This window comes from Tropicimonas sediminicola (assembly GCF_900188335.1).
Lineage (GTDB): Bacteria > Pseudomonadota > Alphaproteobacteria > Rhodobacterales > Rhodobacteraceae > Tropicimonas > Tropicimonas sediminicola.
In genome coordinates, this window is record NZ_FZOY01000010.1 from 93,387 (window position 1) to 110,702 (window position 17,316).

Below are 17,316 nucleotides of genomic sequence, written 5' to 3' on the forward strand. Positions count from 1 at the left end.
CACGCTTTGGGAGGGTCAGTGTCTCAGTGCCGCGGCAGAGCCCGGCCCAGCTCCTTGGCCCCGCGCACGGCCTCGTGTCGGTGCAGCGCCCAGGCCTGGGTCAGCCCCTCCATGATCACCAGAAGCTCGATCTCGCGCCCAGCCAGGCCGGTGACTTCGGCCGCGCGGCCAGCCACCTCGGCCTTGTGCCGCCCGAGCATGTCCCGGAGCCGCGCGCTGCCGGGGTCGGCAGCCACCGCACCGTGAAACAGGCAGCCATGGGCCGTCTCGGTCGCCATCCATGCCCCGATCCTGTCGAGCAACGCGTCGAGCGCGGCATCCGGCGCGTTCGGCAGGCCGTCGAACAGATGGGTCAGGTAGCGGGTATGGCGGTGCTCCAGCGCCGCCAGCACCATGTCCGCGCGGGACGGCGTGTACTTGTAGAGCGTGCGCAGGCTGACACCGGCGGCATCGCGCAGGTCCTCGACGCTCGGCTCGGCGAAGCCGCGTTCGGCAAAGGCCCGCTCCAGTCCGGCGGCGATCCTGGTCATCGTTTCGGTCATGTTTGACGAAGTAGAGCGATCCCTCTACCTACGCAAGTAGAGGAATCATTCTACCTACAGGAGGTCACCGTATGACCCTTCCCGACACGATGAAGGCCATGGTCCTGACTGGCCATGGCGGTCTCGACAAGCTGGAATGGCGCGAAGACGTTCCGGTGCCGCGCCCCGAGGCGGGCGAAGTGCTGATCCGCGTCGGCGCCTCGGCGGTGAACAATACCGACGTGAACACCCGTACCGGCTGGTATTCCAAGGCGGTGCGCGGCGATACCGGCTCGGCCGCGGCCGAGGGCTATGGCGCCGCCGCCGACGCCGATGGCGCCTGGTCCGGTGCGCTGAGTTTCCCGCGCATCCAGGGCGCCGATTGCTGTGGCGAGGTGGTCGCGGTCGGAGATGGCGTGGACTCCGCCCGGATCGGTGAGCGGGTGCTGGTGCGGCCGATGCACCACCCCCGTGGCGCGGAGTCCCCGGATGCACTCGTGACCTTCGGCTCGGAGCGCGACGGCGGTTTCGCGGAATTCACCACGATCGACGACACACATGCCGTTCGGATCGACAGCCCGCTATCGGATCTCGAGCTTGCCTCCTTCCCGTGCGCCTTCTCGAACGCCGAGGGGATGATCCAGCGTGCCGCGCTCGGGTCCGAGCGAGTGCTGATCACCGGCGCCTCCGGCGGGGTCGGTTCGGCGGCGGTGCAACTCGCGAAGAGGCGCGGTGCGCATGTCACGGCCCTGACCAGCCCGGCGAAGGCGGCGGCGCTGACGGCGCTCGGCGCCGACGCCACGCTGGACCGCGACGCCACCCTGCCCCTTGACGCCTTCGAGGTCGTTCTCGACCTCGTGGGCGGGCCGCGCTGGCCGGCGCTGCTGGACACGCTTCGGCCCAACGGCCGCTATGTCACCTCCGGCGCCATCGCCGGTCCGATCGTCGAGCTCGACCTGCGCACGCTCTACCTCAAGGACCTGATGCTGATCGGCAGCACGCGTCAGGACAGCCGCGTCTTCACCGATCTCGTGGGCTACATCGAACGGGGCGAAATCCGGCCCGTCCTTGCGGAGACGTACCCGCTTCTGGAATTGCGCGCAGCGCAGGAAGCGTTCCTCAGAAAATCCCACATGGGCAAGATCGGGATCGAGATCGGCCGGTAAGCGCCCTCCCATGGGCGCAGCAGGTGCGGGATGTCGCATTGCGTGCAGTTGCGCATATGTTAAAGTATACGCAAATGACGTCCCGTTTGGAGGGAATGAGCAATGACGGACAAGAAGATCGTCTTTCTCGACGCGGACACTCTGTCCAGGGACGTGGTTCTGCGATCTCCGGACTTCGCGCACGAGTGGACGAACCACCCCGCAACGCGGCCTGCCGAGGTGGTCTCGCGGTTGGCCGGGGCCGAGATCGCGGTCACGAACAAGGTCAGGCTCGACCGGCAACACCTTCATCAGCTGCCCGCATTGCGGCTGGTCGCGGTCGCGGCGACCGGAACCGATTGCGTGGACAAGGCCGCCTGCGCCGAGCTGGGGATCACGGTGGTCAACATCAGGGACTACGCCGGGATCACCGTTCCGGAGCACGTCTTCTCGCTCGTTCTCGCGTTGCGCCGAAACCTGGTGGCCTATCGAGACGATGTGCGCGCCGGGCGTTGGCAGGAGGCGGGGCAATTCTGCTTCCACGATCACCCGATCAGGGACCTTGCCGGTTCGACCATCGGGATCATCGGCGAAGGCGCGCTCGGCCAGGGTGTCGCCGCCTTGGCGCGGGCCTTCGGGATGCAGGTCATGTTCGCCGCGCACAAGGGTGTCGACGGGCTCGGGCCGCTCTACACGCCCTGGGATGACGTGCTGGCCGGGGCCGACGTGCTGTCGCTGCACTGCCCGCTGATCCCGGCGACCGAGGGGCTCCTCGGCCTGGTCGAGTTCGAGGCGATGCGGCGCAGGCCGCTGATCATCAACACAGCCCGCGGACCGCTCATTCGGGATGAAGATCTCGAAATCGCCCTCGACCGGGGGTTGGTGGGCGGCGCGGGGCTCGACGTGACCATGCCGGAACCGCCGGCGAAGGACAGTGCCTTCATGCGGCTCGCGCGGCGTCCCGACACCATCGTCACGCCGCATATCGCCTGGGCGAGCGTCGAGGCGCAGCAAACGCTCGCCGATCAGCTCGTGGATCTCATCGAGGCCTACGCGGCGGGCGCACCACGCAATGTGGTCAGCGGAGAATTCTGAACGATTTCAGGGAACACGAGGTAGCCCCATGCTCAAGCTCTCGATCATCACGCTCTTTCTTGGACAGACGAAGAACCGGTTCCTCGTCTATCAGGACCCGGCGGACACGCCGACCCACCTGGATCGCGCAGGTGCAGCGGAAGGCATCGGTGCGGTTGAACTTCGCTACCCGGCCGACACCGCGGACATACCGGCCACCAAGGAAGCCCTGAAGCGCAACAACCTCGCGGTGTCCGCGATCAACTTCGCCTCCGTCCGCAACGACCGCTGGTTGCGTGGCGCGTGGACGGCAGAAGACCCGGCCGACCGGCAAGCTGCCGTCGATGACGCCAAGCGGGCGATGGATCTCGCCGCGGAACTCGGGGCCTCGCGGCTGCACAATTGTCCGCTGAACGAGGGCTTCGACTACCCGTTCGAACTCGACCCGATCGCCGCGCTTGATTACTCCGCCGAGTGTTTCGAGAAGATCTGCGCCCATAACCGGGACATCAACGTCTGCATCGAATACAAGATCAACGAACCCCGCGTGCGCTGCCAGATCGGCAGTGCCGGCGAGCTGATCGCCTTTGCCGACATCGTCGGCGCGCGGAATCTCGGCGCGACGCTGGACGCCGGGCATTGCTTCCTCGCCGGCGAGAACCCGGCCGCCACGGCCGCGTTGCTGCACAAGTGCAACCGGCTCTTCTACGTCCATATCAACGACAACGACACCCGCGGCGACTGGGACGTTCTGCCGGGCACCTGGCACACCTGGGAATTCGTCGAACTCTTCTACACGCTGGAGCGGCTCGGCTACGACGACTGGATCGCCTTCGACATCGTCTGCAAGGAGCACGACGCGACGCCCGTCTTCACCGACGCCGCCGCGATCGCCAACAAGCTCAAGGAGCTTTCCACCCGCATAGACAAGGACGACATGGCCGCCCGCTACAAGCGCCGCCACCCGACCTCGACAATGCGCATGCTCAACGATCTGCTCTGAAAGGAACCACGATGGCTGATCTATCCCGTATGGCCGATGCGATCCGGTTCCTGTCGATCGACACGTTCCTCAAGATCGGCGACGGCCACCCCGGCACGCCCCTCGGCGCCGCCGATATCGTGACCACGCTCTACAACCGCCACCTCAAGTTCGACGCCTCCGACCCGACCTGGCCCGACCGCGACCGCTTCGTGCAGTCGAACGGGCACGGCTCGATGCTGATCTACGCGGCCAACCACCTGGCCGGATTCGACAAGATCTCCATCGAGGAGATCAAGCGGTTTCGCGAACTCGGATCGCATTGCCCCGGGCACCCGGAATACGACCCTGAGGCCGGGATCGAGACCACCACCGGCCCGCTCGGTCAGGGCATCGCCAATGCGGTCGGCATGGCGGTGGCGGAGGAAAAGCTGCGAGCCCGGTTCGGGCCGGACCTCTGCAACCATTACATCTATGCGCTGACCGGCGACGGCTGCCTGATGGAAGGCATCAGCCAGGAGGTGATCGAACTGGCCGGACACCTGAAGCTCGGGCACCTGATCTTCCTGTTCGACAGCAACCACATCACAGATGACGGCGAGACATGCCAGGCGATCACCGAGGATCAGGCCGCCCGCTTCCGGGTGGCCGGCTGGCACACGGTGGAATGCGACGGACACGACCCCGCGTCCATCGACGCGGCGATCCTGCTGGCAAAGGCCGACCCGCGGCCGTCCTTCGTGACCTGCCACACGGTGATCGGCAAGGGCGTGCCGCGGATTGCCGGCGACCGGGCCGCGCATGGCGGCAAGCTGGTCCCGCAGGACGCGATCGACGCTCGCGAGGCGCTCGGCTGGAGCCATGAGCCGCATGTCGTTCCCGACGACCTCCTGCTCGCCTGGCGCGCAGGCGGCACCCGTGGACGGGCCGAGCGGCTGGCCTGGCAGGACCGGCTGGACGCCTCGGAAGCCGAGGTGAAGGCGGAGTTCCAGCGCCTCACCGCGAGCAAGCTGCCGGATGGCTGGCGCGCGCCGCTCATACACCGCAAGGCGCAGTACGCGGCCGAGCGCCCGAACCAGCCGACGGTCGCGAGCTCCGGCGAGATCCTCGATGTCCTCAGCGACGCCATCCCCGAGCTCATGAGCGGCGCGCCGGACCTGGAAGCGGCGACCAAGCACAAGCGGCGGCTGGCGCCGTTCACGGCCCAAGATCGCTCCGGGCGGTATCTGCACTACGGCGTCCGCGAATTCGCCATGGGCGCGATGATGAACGGGATGGCCGCCCATCGCGGGGTGCAGCCCTTCGGCATCACCTTCCTTGTCTTCTCCGACTACGAGCGCCATGCCATCCGCATGGCCGCGATGATGGGCCTGCCGGTGATCTTCGGCTTCAGCCACGATTCCATCGGCATCGGACGGAACGGTCCGACCCACCAGCCGGTGGAGTATCTTGCCAGCCTGCGCGCCATGCCCAACCTGAACGTGTTCCGCCCGGCGGACAGCGTCGAACTGGCCGAATGCTGGGAATTGGCGCTGGAACGGCGCAACGGCCCGAGCGCGGTGATCTGTACGCGGCAGGCGGTGCCGACGGTGCGCGGCGACGGCACGGCGGAGAACCGCGCCGCTCGCGGGGCCTATGTCATCGCGCCCGCCAGCGGCGCGCGTCAGGCCACGCTCTTCGCCACCGGCTCCGAGGTCCAGATCGCGCTCGACGCACGAAAGACGCTCGAAGCCCGCGGCATCCCGACCGCCGTTGTCTCCGTCCCCTGCTGGGAGCTGTTCGCGGCACAGGACAAGGGCTACCGGGACGAGATCATCGGCCGAGCCACGGTGCGGGTGGCGATCGAGGCGGCTGCGAGCCTGGGCTGGGAACGCTTCATCGGCGAAGATGGCGCCTTCATCGGCATGAGCAGCTTCGGCGCCTCGGCTCCCGAGGACGAGCTCTTCGCGCATTTCGGCATCACGGCAGACCGTGCCGTCTCCGCCGTACTAGAACGGCTGGATGCGAAGGAAGAAAAACGCGTGCCGGAGACCGTCTGACAGTGCGGTGACAAGGTGGAAAGGCCGGGTGGCGAGAACCGCCCGGCCTTTCTTCTTGCCTGTACTGCACTCGAAAATGGAATTCGGGGTCCGCTCAGTCCCAGTCGACGTCGAACTTCGTGACGAGTTGGCGCACCTGCTCCGGGTTGAGCATCTTCGGCTGCAGGCCTCGGGTCAGAAGCGCCAGCTTCGCCGTCTCCTCCAACTCCTCCATCGCGTATGCCGCCGCCCAGAGATCCTTGCCCGCGACGACGGGGCCATGATTGGCCAGCAGCACCGCTGATCGCCGCCCCGCGAGCCCGCGTACGGCATCGCCCATCGCCGGGTCGCCGGGCAGGAAGAACGGCAGGAGTTGCACCTTGCCGAGGCGCATGATGCCGTAGGCGGTCAGCGGGGGCAGGACGTTGTCGGGGTCGGTGTCAGGCAGCATCGACAGGGCCACCGAATGCGTGGAATGCAGATGCACCACCGCGCCGGTCCCGGCCCGGGTGTCGTAGAAGGCCGCGTGCAGCGGCACCTCCTTGGTGGGCGCGTCGCCCGACAGCAGCCGGCCGTCCTGCGCGATGTGGCTGATCCGGGCCGGGTCCAGGAACCCCATGGAATGGCCGGTCGGCGTGACCAGCACGGTGCCGTCCGAGAGCCGGGCCGAGATGTTGCCCGACGCCCCCGACGTCAGCCCGCGATCGAAGATCGATTTCGCGATCCGGCAGATGTCCTCGCGCAGTTGCGTCGCCTCGGTCATGAACTGGCCGCCATGAGGTCGAGCGCGCGGGAAAAGAAATCCGGGCCGCCGAAATTGCCCGACTTGAGCGCCAGCGCCCGGGCCGGTTGCCCGGGAAGCCGCATCAGCGGCACGCCGGGTGCGATCCGCGGCCCGATCTCCAGCACTTGCGGTCCGAGCGCAGCCACCACCGCGCCCGAGGTCTCGCCGCCGGCCACCACGATCCGACTCGTCCCCCGTGCCACCAGCGCCTGTGCCAGCCGGGCGAAGACGGCTTCGATGGCCTCGGCGACACGCTCCTGCCCGAGCGCACGCTGCGCGGCACGCACCTCGTCCGGATCGGCCGAGGAGAACAGCAGCGGTGGCGTGGTCTGTGCCACCGCCCAATCCGCGAGCGCGTCGATATCGACTTCCCCCGCGACGGCCGCCTCGGCCTCGATCTGCAGCGACGGCGCCTGGGCCGCGTAGGTTTCCACCTGCCCTCGGGTGGCGATGCTGCAGGAGCCCGACAGCACGATGCCGGGGCCGTCCACCGGCTCCCAGGACGGCGCAGCGGGGCGGGCGCCGAAGTTCGACGGCAGCCCGATCGCGATGCCCGACCCGCCGCAGAGCAGCCGCCTGTTCCGCGCCGCCTGCCCGATGACACGCAGGTCTTCGTCCCGCACGGCATCCACGATGACCATTGCCCGCGCTTCGGGGATCGCCGCCTGGATCGCCGCCGCCCCTTGCCAGACGGACAATGCCGGGACATGCGCAATGTCCCAGCCTGTCTGGGCCGCCAGCACCCGGCGAAGGTCGGGATCGGTCATCGGTGTCAGCGGGTGGTTCTGCATGCCGCTCTCGCTGAGCAATCTGTCCGCCACGAAAAGGTGCCCCTGGTAGACGCTGCGGCCGTTTTCGGGGAACGCCGGGCAGACGAGCACCTGGTCCTCGCCGATCCGCTCCGCCAGCGCCTCGAGCACGGGGCCGATGTTGCCGTGCGGGGTGCTGTCGAAGGTCGAGCAGACCTTGAGCACGATCTGCTGCGCGCCTTGCGCCAGCAGCCAGTCGCAGGCGGCGACGGACTGGGCCACGGCCTCCGCGACCGGCGCGGTGCGCGACTTGAGCGCGATCACCCCCGCGTCGAGAGCGGCCTCGGCCGGCACGTCGGGCACACCGATGAACTGCGACACCCGGAACCCGCCTTCGGCGAGGGTCAGGCCGATGTCGGACGCCCCGGTGAAATCGTCTGCGACAACGCCGATCTTCACAGCGGGTTCTCCCTGGTGGGGCCGTGGTCGAGGCGAAAGACGTGTTCCGCCCCCTCTGCCGGAAACAGGCTGCGCACCAGCGGATCGTGGCCGGGAACGATCAGTTCCTTGCGGCTGGCGAGCGTTTCGAGCCGCGTGAAGCCATCGAGCATGTCCTCGAGATCGACCACGATCGGAAATGGTTTGCGCAGCCACAGGTTCTCGTAGAAATGCGTGGCGTCCGAGGCCAGCACCAGCCATCCGGCGGCGGTGCGCACGCGCACGGCCTGCAGACCCCGGCTGTGACCGCCGATCCGGTGCACGGTCACGCCGTCCGCGATCTCGGCATCGCCGTCGTGAAAGATCACCTTGCCGCTGTAGAGCCGCCGGATGGCTTCGCAGACATGTCCGGCGGTGAAGGGCATGCGCAGGGTGTCGTGGCACATGCAGGGGCCGGTGGCATAGGCCATTTCGGCGGCCTGCATGTGCAGGGTTGCATCGGGGAAGAGATGCAACCCGCCCGCGTGATCGTAGTGCAGATGTGTCACGATGATCCTGCGGATAGCGTCCGGCGAGATGCCGAGCGGTGCGAGCGCGACGACCGGGTCCAGCCGGATCGGGCGGTCCCGCGCCGCGGCCTCCTCGCTCTCGTAGCCGGTATCGACCAGGATGGTCTCCTCGCCCCGCCGCAGCACCCACATGAAATAGTCCATGGCATGGGGAGCGTCATGGTTGTCGTCGAAGATGAAGCTGTCGCCCCGGATGCGCGCATTCCGGTCGGCATACTTGATCGCATGGACTTCCCAAACGCTCATCCTTGCACCTCCGTGAAGGTCTCAACCTGTTTGGAGGCTATCATCTCGGCGGTGACCCGGTCGAACTGCTTGAAATGGTCGCTCGACAAATGTGCGTCGAAGGCCGCGGCGGAATCGTAGACCTCGAAGAGGAATACAGCCTCCGGCCGCTCCGGATTGGTGTAGACATCGAACTGCCGGCATCCGGGCTCCGACGAGAGCGAGGCCCGGGCGTTCTGGAGCATGAGCGGCAGGAAGGCGTCGACCTGGCCGGCGTTCACCTCGATGGAGACAGTCACGACGAACATCAGATGGGGCTCCTCTTGCGTCCGGTGAACAGGCGCTTGACGATTGGCAACTGGCTGACGACGAGCGCGACGTTGAGAGCCAGAAGGATCGCCGCGCCCGGGCGCGTCCAGAACGTGCTCAGGTCGCCATCGGAGATCAGGAGCGAGCGCCGGAAGGTCTCGTCGAAGAGCGGCCCGAGGATCACGCCGATCACCAGCGGCGCGATGGGATAGTGCATTGCGTTCATCGCGAAGGCGACGAAACCGACGGCAAGCATCAGGTAGAGGTCGTTGATGCCGCCCCCGACCGAGAAGCTGCCGATGGTGGTCAGCACCATGACTACGGGCAGAAAGATGGTCTGCGGAATGCGCAGCACCATGATGAAGACGCGCGCGGTGAGCAGGCCCATGATCGCCATCGTGAAGGACGCCATGACGAGGATCGCCACGACATGCAGGATCAGCTGCGGGTCGATCGTGGGCCCGGGGATCACGTTGTTGATCTTGAGCGCGCCGAGCAGGGCGGCGGCAGGAGGCGAGCCCGGAATGCCGAGCACGAGGAGCGGAATGAGCGCCCCGCCGATGGCCGCGTTGTTCGCCGCCTCGGCCGACAGCAGCCCGTTCACCGAGCCGGTACCGAACTTGTCCCCGTCCTTGCAGACCGTGCGGCCGACGCCGTAGGACACCCAGCCCGCCACGTCCTCGCCCACGCCGGGCAGAGCGCCGATGCCGGTGCCGATCACGCCGGAACGGGCGATGGTCGGGAAACGGCGCATGACGGTGCCGATGCGCGGCACGATCCGCCCCACGTCCACCTTCTGCCCGATCGAACCGTCGGCCCGCATGCCGTCCATGATCTGCGGCACCGCGAAGGCGCCCATCAGCACCGGCACCACCTGGAAACCCGACATCAGGTAGGACCAGCCGAAGGTGTAGCGCGTTTCCGACAGGATCGGGTCGAGCCCCACCATGGCCATCGCCAGCCCGATCAACCCGCTGATCCAGCCCTTGAGAACCAGGTCCTTGCTCATCAAGGTGCCTGAAAGGAGGATACCGAAGAGGGCCAGCAAGGCCTTTTCCGGGCTGGCGATGTTCTTGGAGATCATCAGCAGCAGCCAGACGAAGACGAGCAGGAAGCCCGTCCCGATCAGCGTGCCGATGAAGCTCGCGGTGGTGGTCATCCCCAGGGCCTCGCCGCCGCGCCCCTGCTTGGCCAGCGGGTTGCCGTCCATCGCGGTGGCCGCACTGGCGGCGGTGCCCGGGATGTTGAGAAGGATCGACGGGTAGGACCCGCCGTAGATCGCTCCGACGTAGGCGCCGATCAGCGCGATCAGCGACTGCTCGAGCGGGAACTTGTTGCCGAAGAAGCCGGTCAGGATGGTGACCGCGAGCGTCGCGGTCAGCCCCGGCAGCGCCCCGAATACGATGCCGAGAAAGACCGAGCAGACGAGGTAGACATAGGTGATCGGATCCGAGGCCAGCGAGACCAGCTCGAACCAGAAACCTGCGACTTGGGTGAGGAAATAGTCCATGTCACTTTGCCCAGAGGGGTTTCAGGGTGACGTAGTAGTGATACTCGATCTGGCTGAAGATCAGCCCCGAGCGGTTCGGCACGTTCTGCCGGAAGCCGAAGGCCATCGCGAGAACAAGCAGCAGCGGCACCAGCACGGCGATGTAGGGCGCGACCCGGACCTGCGGCTCCGAGCCGTGCCGCCACAACGTCCAGGCGGTGAACCCTACCCAGACGATCAGCGTCACCCAGTCGTCGTCATGCGGCTTGGCCCATTGCGATTCCGGGAAATGCACGATCAGCGCATAAAGGCCGGCCACCGAGAAGACGGCGGCGCTCAGCTTCATCCGGCCGGTGTGCCCGCCGTGGAAACCGAAGATCAGCGTCGTGATCAGAAGTGCGCTGGCGATGATGAAATCGACCCGCGGCACCAGGGAGAAGATGTAGAAGAACAGAATGGCCGAGATGCATCCCATTCGGATGACTTCGTCGCGCTCCCAGCCGATCCCGGCGCCGCGCAGCGCGCGTTCCGCGCCGCCCTCCCTGATCGAGATCGTCAGCAACCCGATCGACACCAGCAGCATCAGGCCGAATATCCCGTAGGGCACGACCGCGGCCGAGTTGTACCAGTCGCCGGACGAAACCCCGGCCGTGCGTGTCGCGAAGAACGGGATGTGGGTGGTGCGCCAGAGGAAAAAGGCGGAGACGGCGATCAGAACCAGCGAAGTCCAGAAATCCCGTGCCCGCAGGGCGGTCTTGTCTTCCATGTCCCCCTCCAGGTGATGGGTTGGCGGGCCCAGGGTCGGGCCCGCCTGAGGTCAGGGGATCTTACGGCTTCTCGATGCCGAGCGTCGACGGATCGACCTCGGTCGCGCCAAGGTCGAACAGCGTCCAGGCGAAGTTGCTCTCCAGCTTGCGGAAGAGCTCGGTCGCCTCGTCGCCATACTGGCCGCCGATGTCGTAGTAGTTGGTCTTGGCCCATTCGGCGACGGTATCGCCGGCCATCGCCTTCTCGAAGGCAGCGCCCAGCTTTGCCTTGACGTCGTCGGACGCGGAGGCGTGCACCGCAAAGCCGATCGCCTGCTTCAACGGCAGGTACTGGTCCAGCCCGCCGATGCTGTCGAAGGCCGACGGGATCGCGATATCACCCACCGCGGCCGCGTCGGGGGTCAGCGTCGCAAGCGGCTTCAGCTCGCCACCGGCGATCAGCGGCGCCTGCTCTGCGAGCGAGGTGACCACGAGCGCGACCTCGCCGGCCATCGCGGCTTCCTGACCCGGCGCCGAGCCCTTGTAGGGCACGAACTTGAAGGTCACGTCGGCCCCCTTCTCGAGCGCGAGCAGGTTCAGGTGGTGGATCGAGCCGGCGCCGGAAGCGGCGGCGGGGATGGTGCCCGGGGCGTCCTTCGCCGCGGCGACGAGATCGTCGATGGTGTTGTAGGGCGAGTCCTTCGGCACCGAGATCAGGTCCGGCGATCCGCCGACGATGAAGGGATACCAGTAGTCGAACTTCTTGTCCCATCCGCCCTGGACGGCGGCGGTGACATTGGACTCGCTGAGGCCGACGAGCGTGTATCCGTCATCGGGCTGGTTCATCACGTAGACCATGCCGTTCGAGCCGGCGACGCCACCTGTCTGGTTGATGACGTTGATCGAGACGGGAAGCTCCTTTTCCATCTCTGCCATGATCATGCGGTTGATGGTGTCGGTGCCGCCACCGGCGCCCCAGACCACGGCCGTCGTGATGTCCCGGTAGGGGTAGTCCTGCGCCGTGGCCGATCCGACACCGAGTGCCAGAATAGCTGCGCAGATCCTCAGTCCAGCGCTCCGTTTCATATCGCTCCTCCCAAATCGATGTGGAAACTGTTGCACTCATTTGCGTATGCGTTAAAGTTCGCATTGTCAACATCGGAGGTCTGAGACCATTGGACCCACCGGACCGCGGGAGGAAACGGAATGACGCAAGCGGAATTTGATATCGCGGTATTTGCGGGGGACGGAATCGGACCGGAGATCACCCGCCCAACACTGGAGATCCTTCGTGCGATGGCGGCGGAAAGCCCTGCCTACGACCTTCGGTTCAAGGATCTGCCCGCGGGCGCGACGCTTTATCGCGACACGGGCGAGGCCTTTCCTGCAGACTCCCTGTCGCAGGCGCGGGCCGCCGACGCGATCCTCCTGTCGGCGATGGGGCTGCCGGATGTCCGCTACAAGGATGGCACCGAGATTTCGCCACAGATCGACCTGCGCAAGGAGCTGCAACTGTTTGCCGGGGTCCGTCCGGTCCGGGTCTCCGCCGGTCAGGCTTCGCCGCTGACCCTGCCCGAGGGACGGGAGATCGATTTCGTCCTGATCCGCGAAAGCACCGAGGGGCTCTTTTATTCCCAGGGCGCGGGAACGGTGACGGAGACCGAGGCGAGGGAAACGCTGCTGATCACGCGCGAGGTCTCCGAGAAGCTGTTCGAGTTCGCCTTCGCCCTGGCGCGGGAGCGCAAGGACGAGGGCCGCGGCCCCGGGCGCGTCACCTGCGTCGACAAGGCAAACGTGTTCCGCGCCTTCGCCTTCTTTCGCGAGATCTTCGACGCGGAGGCCGCGCGGCACCCGGACCTTGAGGCCAATCACGCCTATGTCGACGCAACGGCCCTTTGGATGGTGCAGAAACCCTGGGATTTCGACGTGCTGGTGACGGAGAACATGTTCGGCGACATCCTGTCGGACCTCGGCGCTGGCCTGATGGGCGGGTTGGGCCTCGCTCCCTCCGCGGATATCGGCTTGCACAATGCGGTCTTCCAGCCCTGCCACGGCTCCGCACCCGATATCGCGGGGCAGAACGTGGCAAACCCGATGGCGATGTTCCTCTCGGCGGCGATGATGCTTGAATGGCTCGGCCGCAAGCACGACAATGCTGCCCTGGTCGCCGACGGCGCCCGGCTCCGGCACGCGGTCGACGCGGTGCTGGCTGCCGGAGTTGTCCGCACGCGCGACCTTGGCGGTCAGGCCGCGACCGACGAGGTGGGCCGCGCCGTCGTTCGGGAACTGTGCGCGGGCAAGACGCAATGACCACGACAGGAAAGCTTCGCGTCGCCTGCGTCGGCGCCGGGTACTTCAGCAGGTTCCAGTACGAAAGCTGGGCGCGCATGGAGCGCGTCGCGCTGGTCGGGGCCTGCAACCGGACGTTGTCTAAAGCCCAGGCGACCGGCCTTCCGGCCTATGATGACCTGCCCCGGATGCTGCAAGAGGTTCGGCCGGATGTGCTGGATGTCATCCTGCCGCCCGAAGCGCAGGCCGCCGCAATCGACGCGGCGATCGCCGCCGGTGTCGCCACGGTGATCTGCCAGAAGCCCTTCGGCACCGATCTCGAAGAGGCGCGACGCATCACCAGCGACGCCGCTGCGGCAGGCACCCGCATCGTCATTCACGAGAACTTCCGCTTTCAGCCGTGGTATCGGGCGATCAAACAGGCGCTCGACGCCGGCGCGGTCGGCATGCTGCAGCAGGCGACGTTCCGGTTTCGCCCGGGCGACGGCTGGGGCCCCGATGCCTACCTGGACCGCCAACCCTATTTCCGCACCATGGAGCGCTTCCTCGTGCACGAGACCGCCGTGCACTGGATCGACACCTTCCGCTATCTCATGGGCGCACCGCGGTCTGTCTACGCCGACCTGCGGCGTGTGAACCCGGCCATCGCCGGAGAGGACGCGGGCTACGTTCTCTTTGACCACGCGACGGGTGTCCGGGCCCTGTTCGACGGCAACCGGTGCCTCGATCATTCCGCCGAGAACCGGCGGCGGACCATGGGCGAAGGCCTGTTCGAAGGGACCGAGGGAACACTGGTGCTGTCGGGGGACGGATCGGTACGGCTCCGCCGCTTCGGCACCGTCGAGGAAACGGAGATCCTTCCGCCCGATACCTGGGAGGGATTTGGAGGCGATTGCGTCCATGCCTTGCAGATGCACGTTGTATCGGGTCTTCTGGACGGCACCATTATCGAGAACACCGCCGAGGCCTACCTGCCGGTCATCGAGATCGAGGAGGCAGTCTACCGCTCGGCGGCGGAACGGCGAAAGATCGACCTGGAGACGACGTGACGGAACCGCGCGAGAAACAGGGGTCCAACACCCAGAGGGCGGTCGAGCAGCTGCGCGACCTGATTTTCTCCGGCGTCCTGGCCGGGGGATCGAACCACCTCGAGACCGAACTGGCCGAGATGCTGGGCATGTCCCGAACGCCCGTGCGTGAAGCCGCGGTGCTGCTGGAGGCGCAGGGCCTGCTCGAACTGCAGCCGCGCCGCGGCGTGCGGATCCAGCCCGTCTCCGTGGACGACATGCGCGAGATCTACGAGGTTCTGACCGAACTGGAGAGCCTCGCGGCGGCAAATGCCGCGGCGGCCGGCTACAGCGACGCGGACCTCTCGGGCCTCGATGCCGCCGTCACCGCGATGGAGGAATCCATCGAAGCGGACGACCTCGAAACCTGGGCCAAGGCGGACGAGATGTTCCACCGCGAACTCGTGCGCCTCGGAAAGAACTCCCGGGTCGTCACGATCGCCGCGATGATGTCCGACCAGGTGCGCCGGGCGAGACAGACGACCCTGCACATGCGGGCGATGCCCTCTCGTTCGAACGAAGATCACCGAGCCGTTCTCAATGCCATTCGCGGCGGCGATGCGGTGGAGGCGCGCCGGATCCATCGCGAGCACAGGGAACGCGCCAAGAACGAGATCATCGGTTTGCTGGAGAAATACAGGATCCTCAGCCTTTGATCCGTGTTTGCCGGCGGCGCTCCGGCGTCGGACGAGAGCGAGGCGCTCTGATTGCATGTCCGGGAATCCGATGCTCTGGCGAACCATCGCCTCCGCGTCCAGCTGACCAACTGACGATCTGCGGAATGCACATCTGCTGCAGCGACAAGCACGCCCGCGACCGCAGCGAGGCTGGACAGGCAGGTCATCTTCACCCCGAAACGGCCCTTGGCGCGCCCTTGCGCCCGGGGAACGGTCTGCCCTCCGGGCGCGGTTGGGCACCAGCCGAGCTGGAACAGGTCGGCGTCCTGGAGCGTCTCGACCGTGACGTCCCGCACGAGAATCTCCGTTCCCCCGAAGCGGACGAGGGCGTCGTCGCCGTCATTTTCATCCAAGCATTCAGTGCCGCAGACGCCACGAAGCCTCTCACATTCTTCGGTTCCGATCTGAACAGCGCCGCCATCGCGCACGGCCGCACTTTCGGCGCTGGTGACGCTCTCCGCGTTACCATGGCCGTCGGCACAGGAGACCTCGACGGAGGTGGCGTTGTCCGCGTCGGCCGGCGTCAATTTATGGGTCCGGCTTGTCGCTCCCTCGATATCGCGGCCGCCGCGCAGCCACCAATAGCTGAAGCCGCCTGGCCTATCGGCACCTATGAGGTCCGAAGTGACGGCGCTCAGCATCTCGCCTCGGGCCGGGGTGCCGGGATGTTTCGTGCCATGTGCGAACCATGCTCAGGGCCGGCTGAAATCGACCTTAGGTAAAGCTGCGATCCGTCCGGTCGTGGACACGCTTCCAAGTTTGCGGGATCGCCCCCACTTTCGCGGGGACCCCGACATTCACCGAAAGCGCCACTTCACCCGAGGACGGCACCCGTTGCCGGGACTCGCCACCCCGGCCCGAACCAGATCAAACGGCAGACAAGCCGGCGTTTGTGTTCAGCAGGAATTGCCGAAAGATCGGGCTGCTGGCCGCGCCGATACCGCGGGCGTTGCCGCCGACGCTTCCGGCCTCGATGCGCGGTTCGATAAGGCCGCGCTTGTCCTGGTTTCCGAGGTAGCGGCGCACCCGGAGCACGAGTTCTTTGCGGACATCGCTCGGGAAGGCCCCGTCGATCAGGATGGCGTCGAAGTCGATCACCGAACAGATCGATAGCGAGGCCTTGGCAAGCTCCTGCGCGGTTTCACCGATCCAGGGGCTCACGTAGCGCGAGATACCGCTCCAGTCCTGCGGGAGCTGCCACATGATCTTCGGATCGAGGCCGGCCTCGATCAGGCGGGTCTCCAACAGGTGCAGGGAGGCGACGTCGATCAGCTGTTTGCTTTCACCGAGAGGACCGGTGCTGCGCATGGAGCCGAATGCGCCGGCGTTGCCCTGGTTGCCCTCGAACACGGTGCCGTTGAGCGCCACGCCGCCGCCGACGAAGGAACCAATGAAGAAATAGGCGTAGTCGCGGAACTCCTTGCCGCGGCCATAGAGATGCTCGGCATGGCAGGCCGCGGTCGCGTCGTTCACGACATAGACGGGCAATTCCGTGAACCGGGAGACGATGGCGACGAAATCCACGTCCTTCCACTGCCGGAAGGTCTCGGTCGGACCTTCGACAAGGTCGTTCCATTTCCAGAGTTCAAAAGGCGCGCCGATGCCGATGCCGCAGACCCTGTGCCGGAGATCCGCCGTCAGATCGCCCAGAAGGGTCTCGATCCCGTCCTGCAGGAACCGGAAGACCGGCTCCGGCAAGGGGTAGTCGTAAGTCGTGTGGAGCTGGCGCCGCACCTCTCCCACGAAGTCGATCAGAACGAGATCGGCGCTCCGTCTGCCGATCTTCAGGCCGAGGGACAGCACGCCATTCGGGTCCAGCTCGATCGGGATGGACGGCTTGCCGATCTTGCCGCGGACAGGCGCGCCGCGCCGGACGAGGCCATCTTCCTCGAGCCCCTTAAGGATGGTCGAAACCGTCGGGCGGGACAGGCCGGTGCGCCTGGACAGGTCCGCGCCGGAGCAGGCTTCGTGACGCTGCAGCAACGACAGGATCAGGCGCTCGTTATGGTCGCGCAGCCCGCTTTGATTGACGCCTGCGCCGCGCCCTGCACTTCGCTCTGAGGATACTGCTCCGTCCATGGCGCCGACCATAGGCCCCTCCCTTACCCTTGGAAAGGTAGCGAACAATACTTAGTAAGTAAAGTTTACAAACTAATTGACAGCCGCCTCAGAATCAGGCCTTTTTAGGATCAGCTTTGCAGCGGCCCGACCGGTGCGAGCCCGGATCAGGGAGG

General features: G+C 66.5%; 16 protein-coding genes. 7 read left to right on the forward strand and 9 right to left on the reverse strand.

What is annotated here, in order from left to right; genetic code table 11:
• Window positions 1-23: 23 nt before the first annotated feature.
• Window positions 24-530 (reverse strand): TetR/AcrR family transcriptional regulator, encoded by a 507-nt coding sequence (locus CHB86_RS20715; protein ID WP_245838236.1) that lies wholly within the window; start codon window positions 528-530, stop codon window positions 24-26.
• Between the two features lie 83 nt (window positions 531-613).
• On the opposite strand from CHB86_RS20715, the gene CHB86_RS20720 reads away from it, so the two are divergent.
• The 4 genes from CHB86_RS20720 (at window position 614) to tkt (ending at window position 5,761) form a co-directional block, all read left to right on the forward strand.
• Window positions 614-1,687, forward strand: a complete 1,074-nt coding sequence (locus CHB86_RS20720; protein WP_089235025.1) for an alcohol dehydrogenase family protein — start codon at window positions 614-616, stop codon at window positions 1,685-1,687.
• 102 nt (window positions 1,688-1,789) lie between these two features.
• Entirely contained in the window at window positions 1,790-2,761 is a 972-nt protein-coding gene (locus CHB86_RS20725; protein WP_089235026.1) for a D-2-hydroxyacid dehydrogenase, read from the forward strand.
• A 28-nt stretch (window positions 2,762-2,789) separates the two neighbouring features.
• Window positions 2,790-3,743 carry a sugar phosphate isomerase/epimerase family protein gene (locus CHB86_RS20730; protein ID WP_176442961.1) on the forward strand — a complete coding sequence of 318 codons (954 nt, stop codon included), beginning with the start codon at window positions 2,790-2,792 and terminating at the stop codon, window positions 3,741-3,743.
• 11 nt (window positions 3,744-3,754) lie between these two features.
• A complete protein-coding gene (gene tkt, locus CHB86_RS20735) occupies window positions 3,755-5,761 on the forward strand; it encodes a transketolase (RefSeq protein ID WP_089235028.1) in 2,007 nt (668 codons plus the stop codon).
• A gap of 94 nt (window positions 5,762-5,855) precedes the next feature.
• Here tkt and otnC read toward each other — a convergent pair whose 3' ends face one another.
• From otnC to CHB86_RS20770, 7 genes are all read right to left on the reverse strand, one after another.
• Window positions 5,856-6,503: a 3-oxo-tetronate 4-phosphate decarboxylase gene (gene otnC / locus CHB86_RS20740; RefSeq protein WP_089235029.1), complete on the reverse strand. Its 648-nt coding sequence runs from the start codon at window positions 6,501-6,503 to the stop codon at window positions 5,856-5,858.
• A complete protein-coding gene (gene otnK / locus CHB86_RS20745; protein WP_089235030.1) occupies window positions 6,500-7,732 on the reverse strand; it encodes a 3-oxo-tetronate kinase in 1,233 nt (410 codons plus the stop codon). The genes otnC and otnK overlap by 4 nt, the downstream gene beginning before the upstream one ends.
• Window positions 7,729-8,526 carry an N-acyl homoserine lactonase family protein gene (locus CHB86_RS20750; RefSeq protein WP_089235031.1) on the reverse strand — a complete coding sequence of 266 codons (798 nt, stop codon included), beginning with the start codon at window positions 8,524-8,526 and terminating at the stop codon, window positions 7,729-7,731. Before CHB86_RS20750 ends, otnK begins: the two co-directional genes overlap by 4 nt.
• Window positions 8,523-8,813 carry a putative quinol monooxygenase gene (locus CHB86_RS20755; RefSeq protein ID WP_089235032.1) on the reverse strand — a complete coding sequence of 97 codons (291 nt, stop codon included), beginning with the start codon at window positions 8,811-8,813 and terminating at the stop codon, window positions 8,523-8,525. The genes CHB86_RS20750 and CHB86_RS20755 overlap by 4 nt, the downstream gene beginning before the upstream one ends.
• Window positions 8,813-10,324 carry a tripartite tricarboxylate transporter permease gene (locus tag CHB86_RS20760; RefSeq protein ID WP_089235033.1) on the reverse strand — a complete coding sequence of 504 codons (1,512 nt, stop codon included), beginning with the start codon at window positions 10,322-10,324 and terminating at the stop codon, window positions 8,813-8,815. The genes CHB86_RS20755 and CHB86_RS20760 overlap by 1 nt, the downstream gene beginning before the upstream one ends.
• Window position 10,325: 1 nt before the next feature.
• A complete protein-coding gene (locus tag CHB86_RS20765) occupies window positions 10,326-11,069 on the reverse strand; it encodes a tripartite tricarboxylate transporter TctB family protein (protein ID WP_089235034.1) in 744 nt (247 codons plus the stop codon).
• A gap of 61 nt (window positions 11,070-11,130) precedes the next feature.
• Window positions 11,131-12,135 (reverse strand): Bug family tripartite tricarboxylate transporter substrate binding protein, encoded by a 1,005-nt coding sequence (locus CHB86_RS20770; RefSeq protein ID WP_089235035.1) that lies wholly within the window; start codon window positions 12,133-12,135, stop codon window positions 11,131-11,133.
• A 120-nt stretch (window positions 12,136-12,255) separates the two neighbouring features.
• On the opposite strand from CHB86_RS20770, the gene CHB86_RS20775 reads away from it, so the two are divergent.
• Genes CHB86_RS20775 through CHB86_RS20785 form a run of 3 tightly spaced genes read left to right on the forward strand, consistent with a single transcriptional unit; the run spans window position 12,256 to window position 15,061 of the window.
• Window positions 12,256-13,359: an isocitrate/isopropylmalate dehydrogenase family protein gene (locus CHB86_RS20775; protein ID WP_089235036.1), complete on the forward strand. Its 1,104-nt coding sequence runs from the start codon at window positions 12,256-12,258 to the stop codon at window positions 13,357-13,359.
• Window positions 13,356-14,387: a Gfo/Idh/MocA family protein gene (locus CHB86_RS20780; protein ID WP_089235037.1), complete on the forward strand. Its 1,032-nt coding sequence runs from the start codon at window positions 13,356-13,358 to the stop codon at window positions 14,385-14,387. The genes CHB86_RS20775 and CHB86_RS20780 overlap by 4 nt, the downstream gene beginning before the upstream one ends.
• A complete protein-coding gene (locus tag CHB86_RS20785; protein WP_089235038.1) occupies window positions 14,384-15,061 on the forward strand; it encodes a GntR family transcriptional regulator in 678 nt (225 codons plus the stop codon). The genes CHB86_RS20780 and CHB86_RS20785 overlap by 4 nt, the downstream gene beginning before the upstream one ends.
• Before the next feature lie 888 nt (window positions 15,062-15,949).
• Here CHB86_RS20785 and CHB86_RS20795 read toward each other — a convergent pair.
• A complete protein-coding gene (locus CHB86_RS20795) occupies window positions 15,950-17,161 on the reverse strand; it encodes an ROK family transcriptional regulator (protein ID WP_089235106.1) in 1,212 nt (403 codons plus the stop codon).
• Window positions 17,162-17,316: the final 155 nt, after the last annotated feature.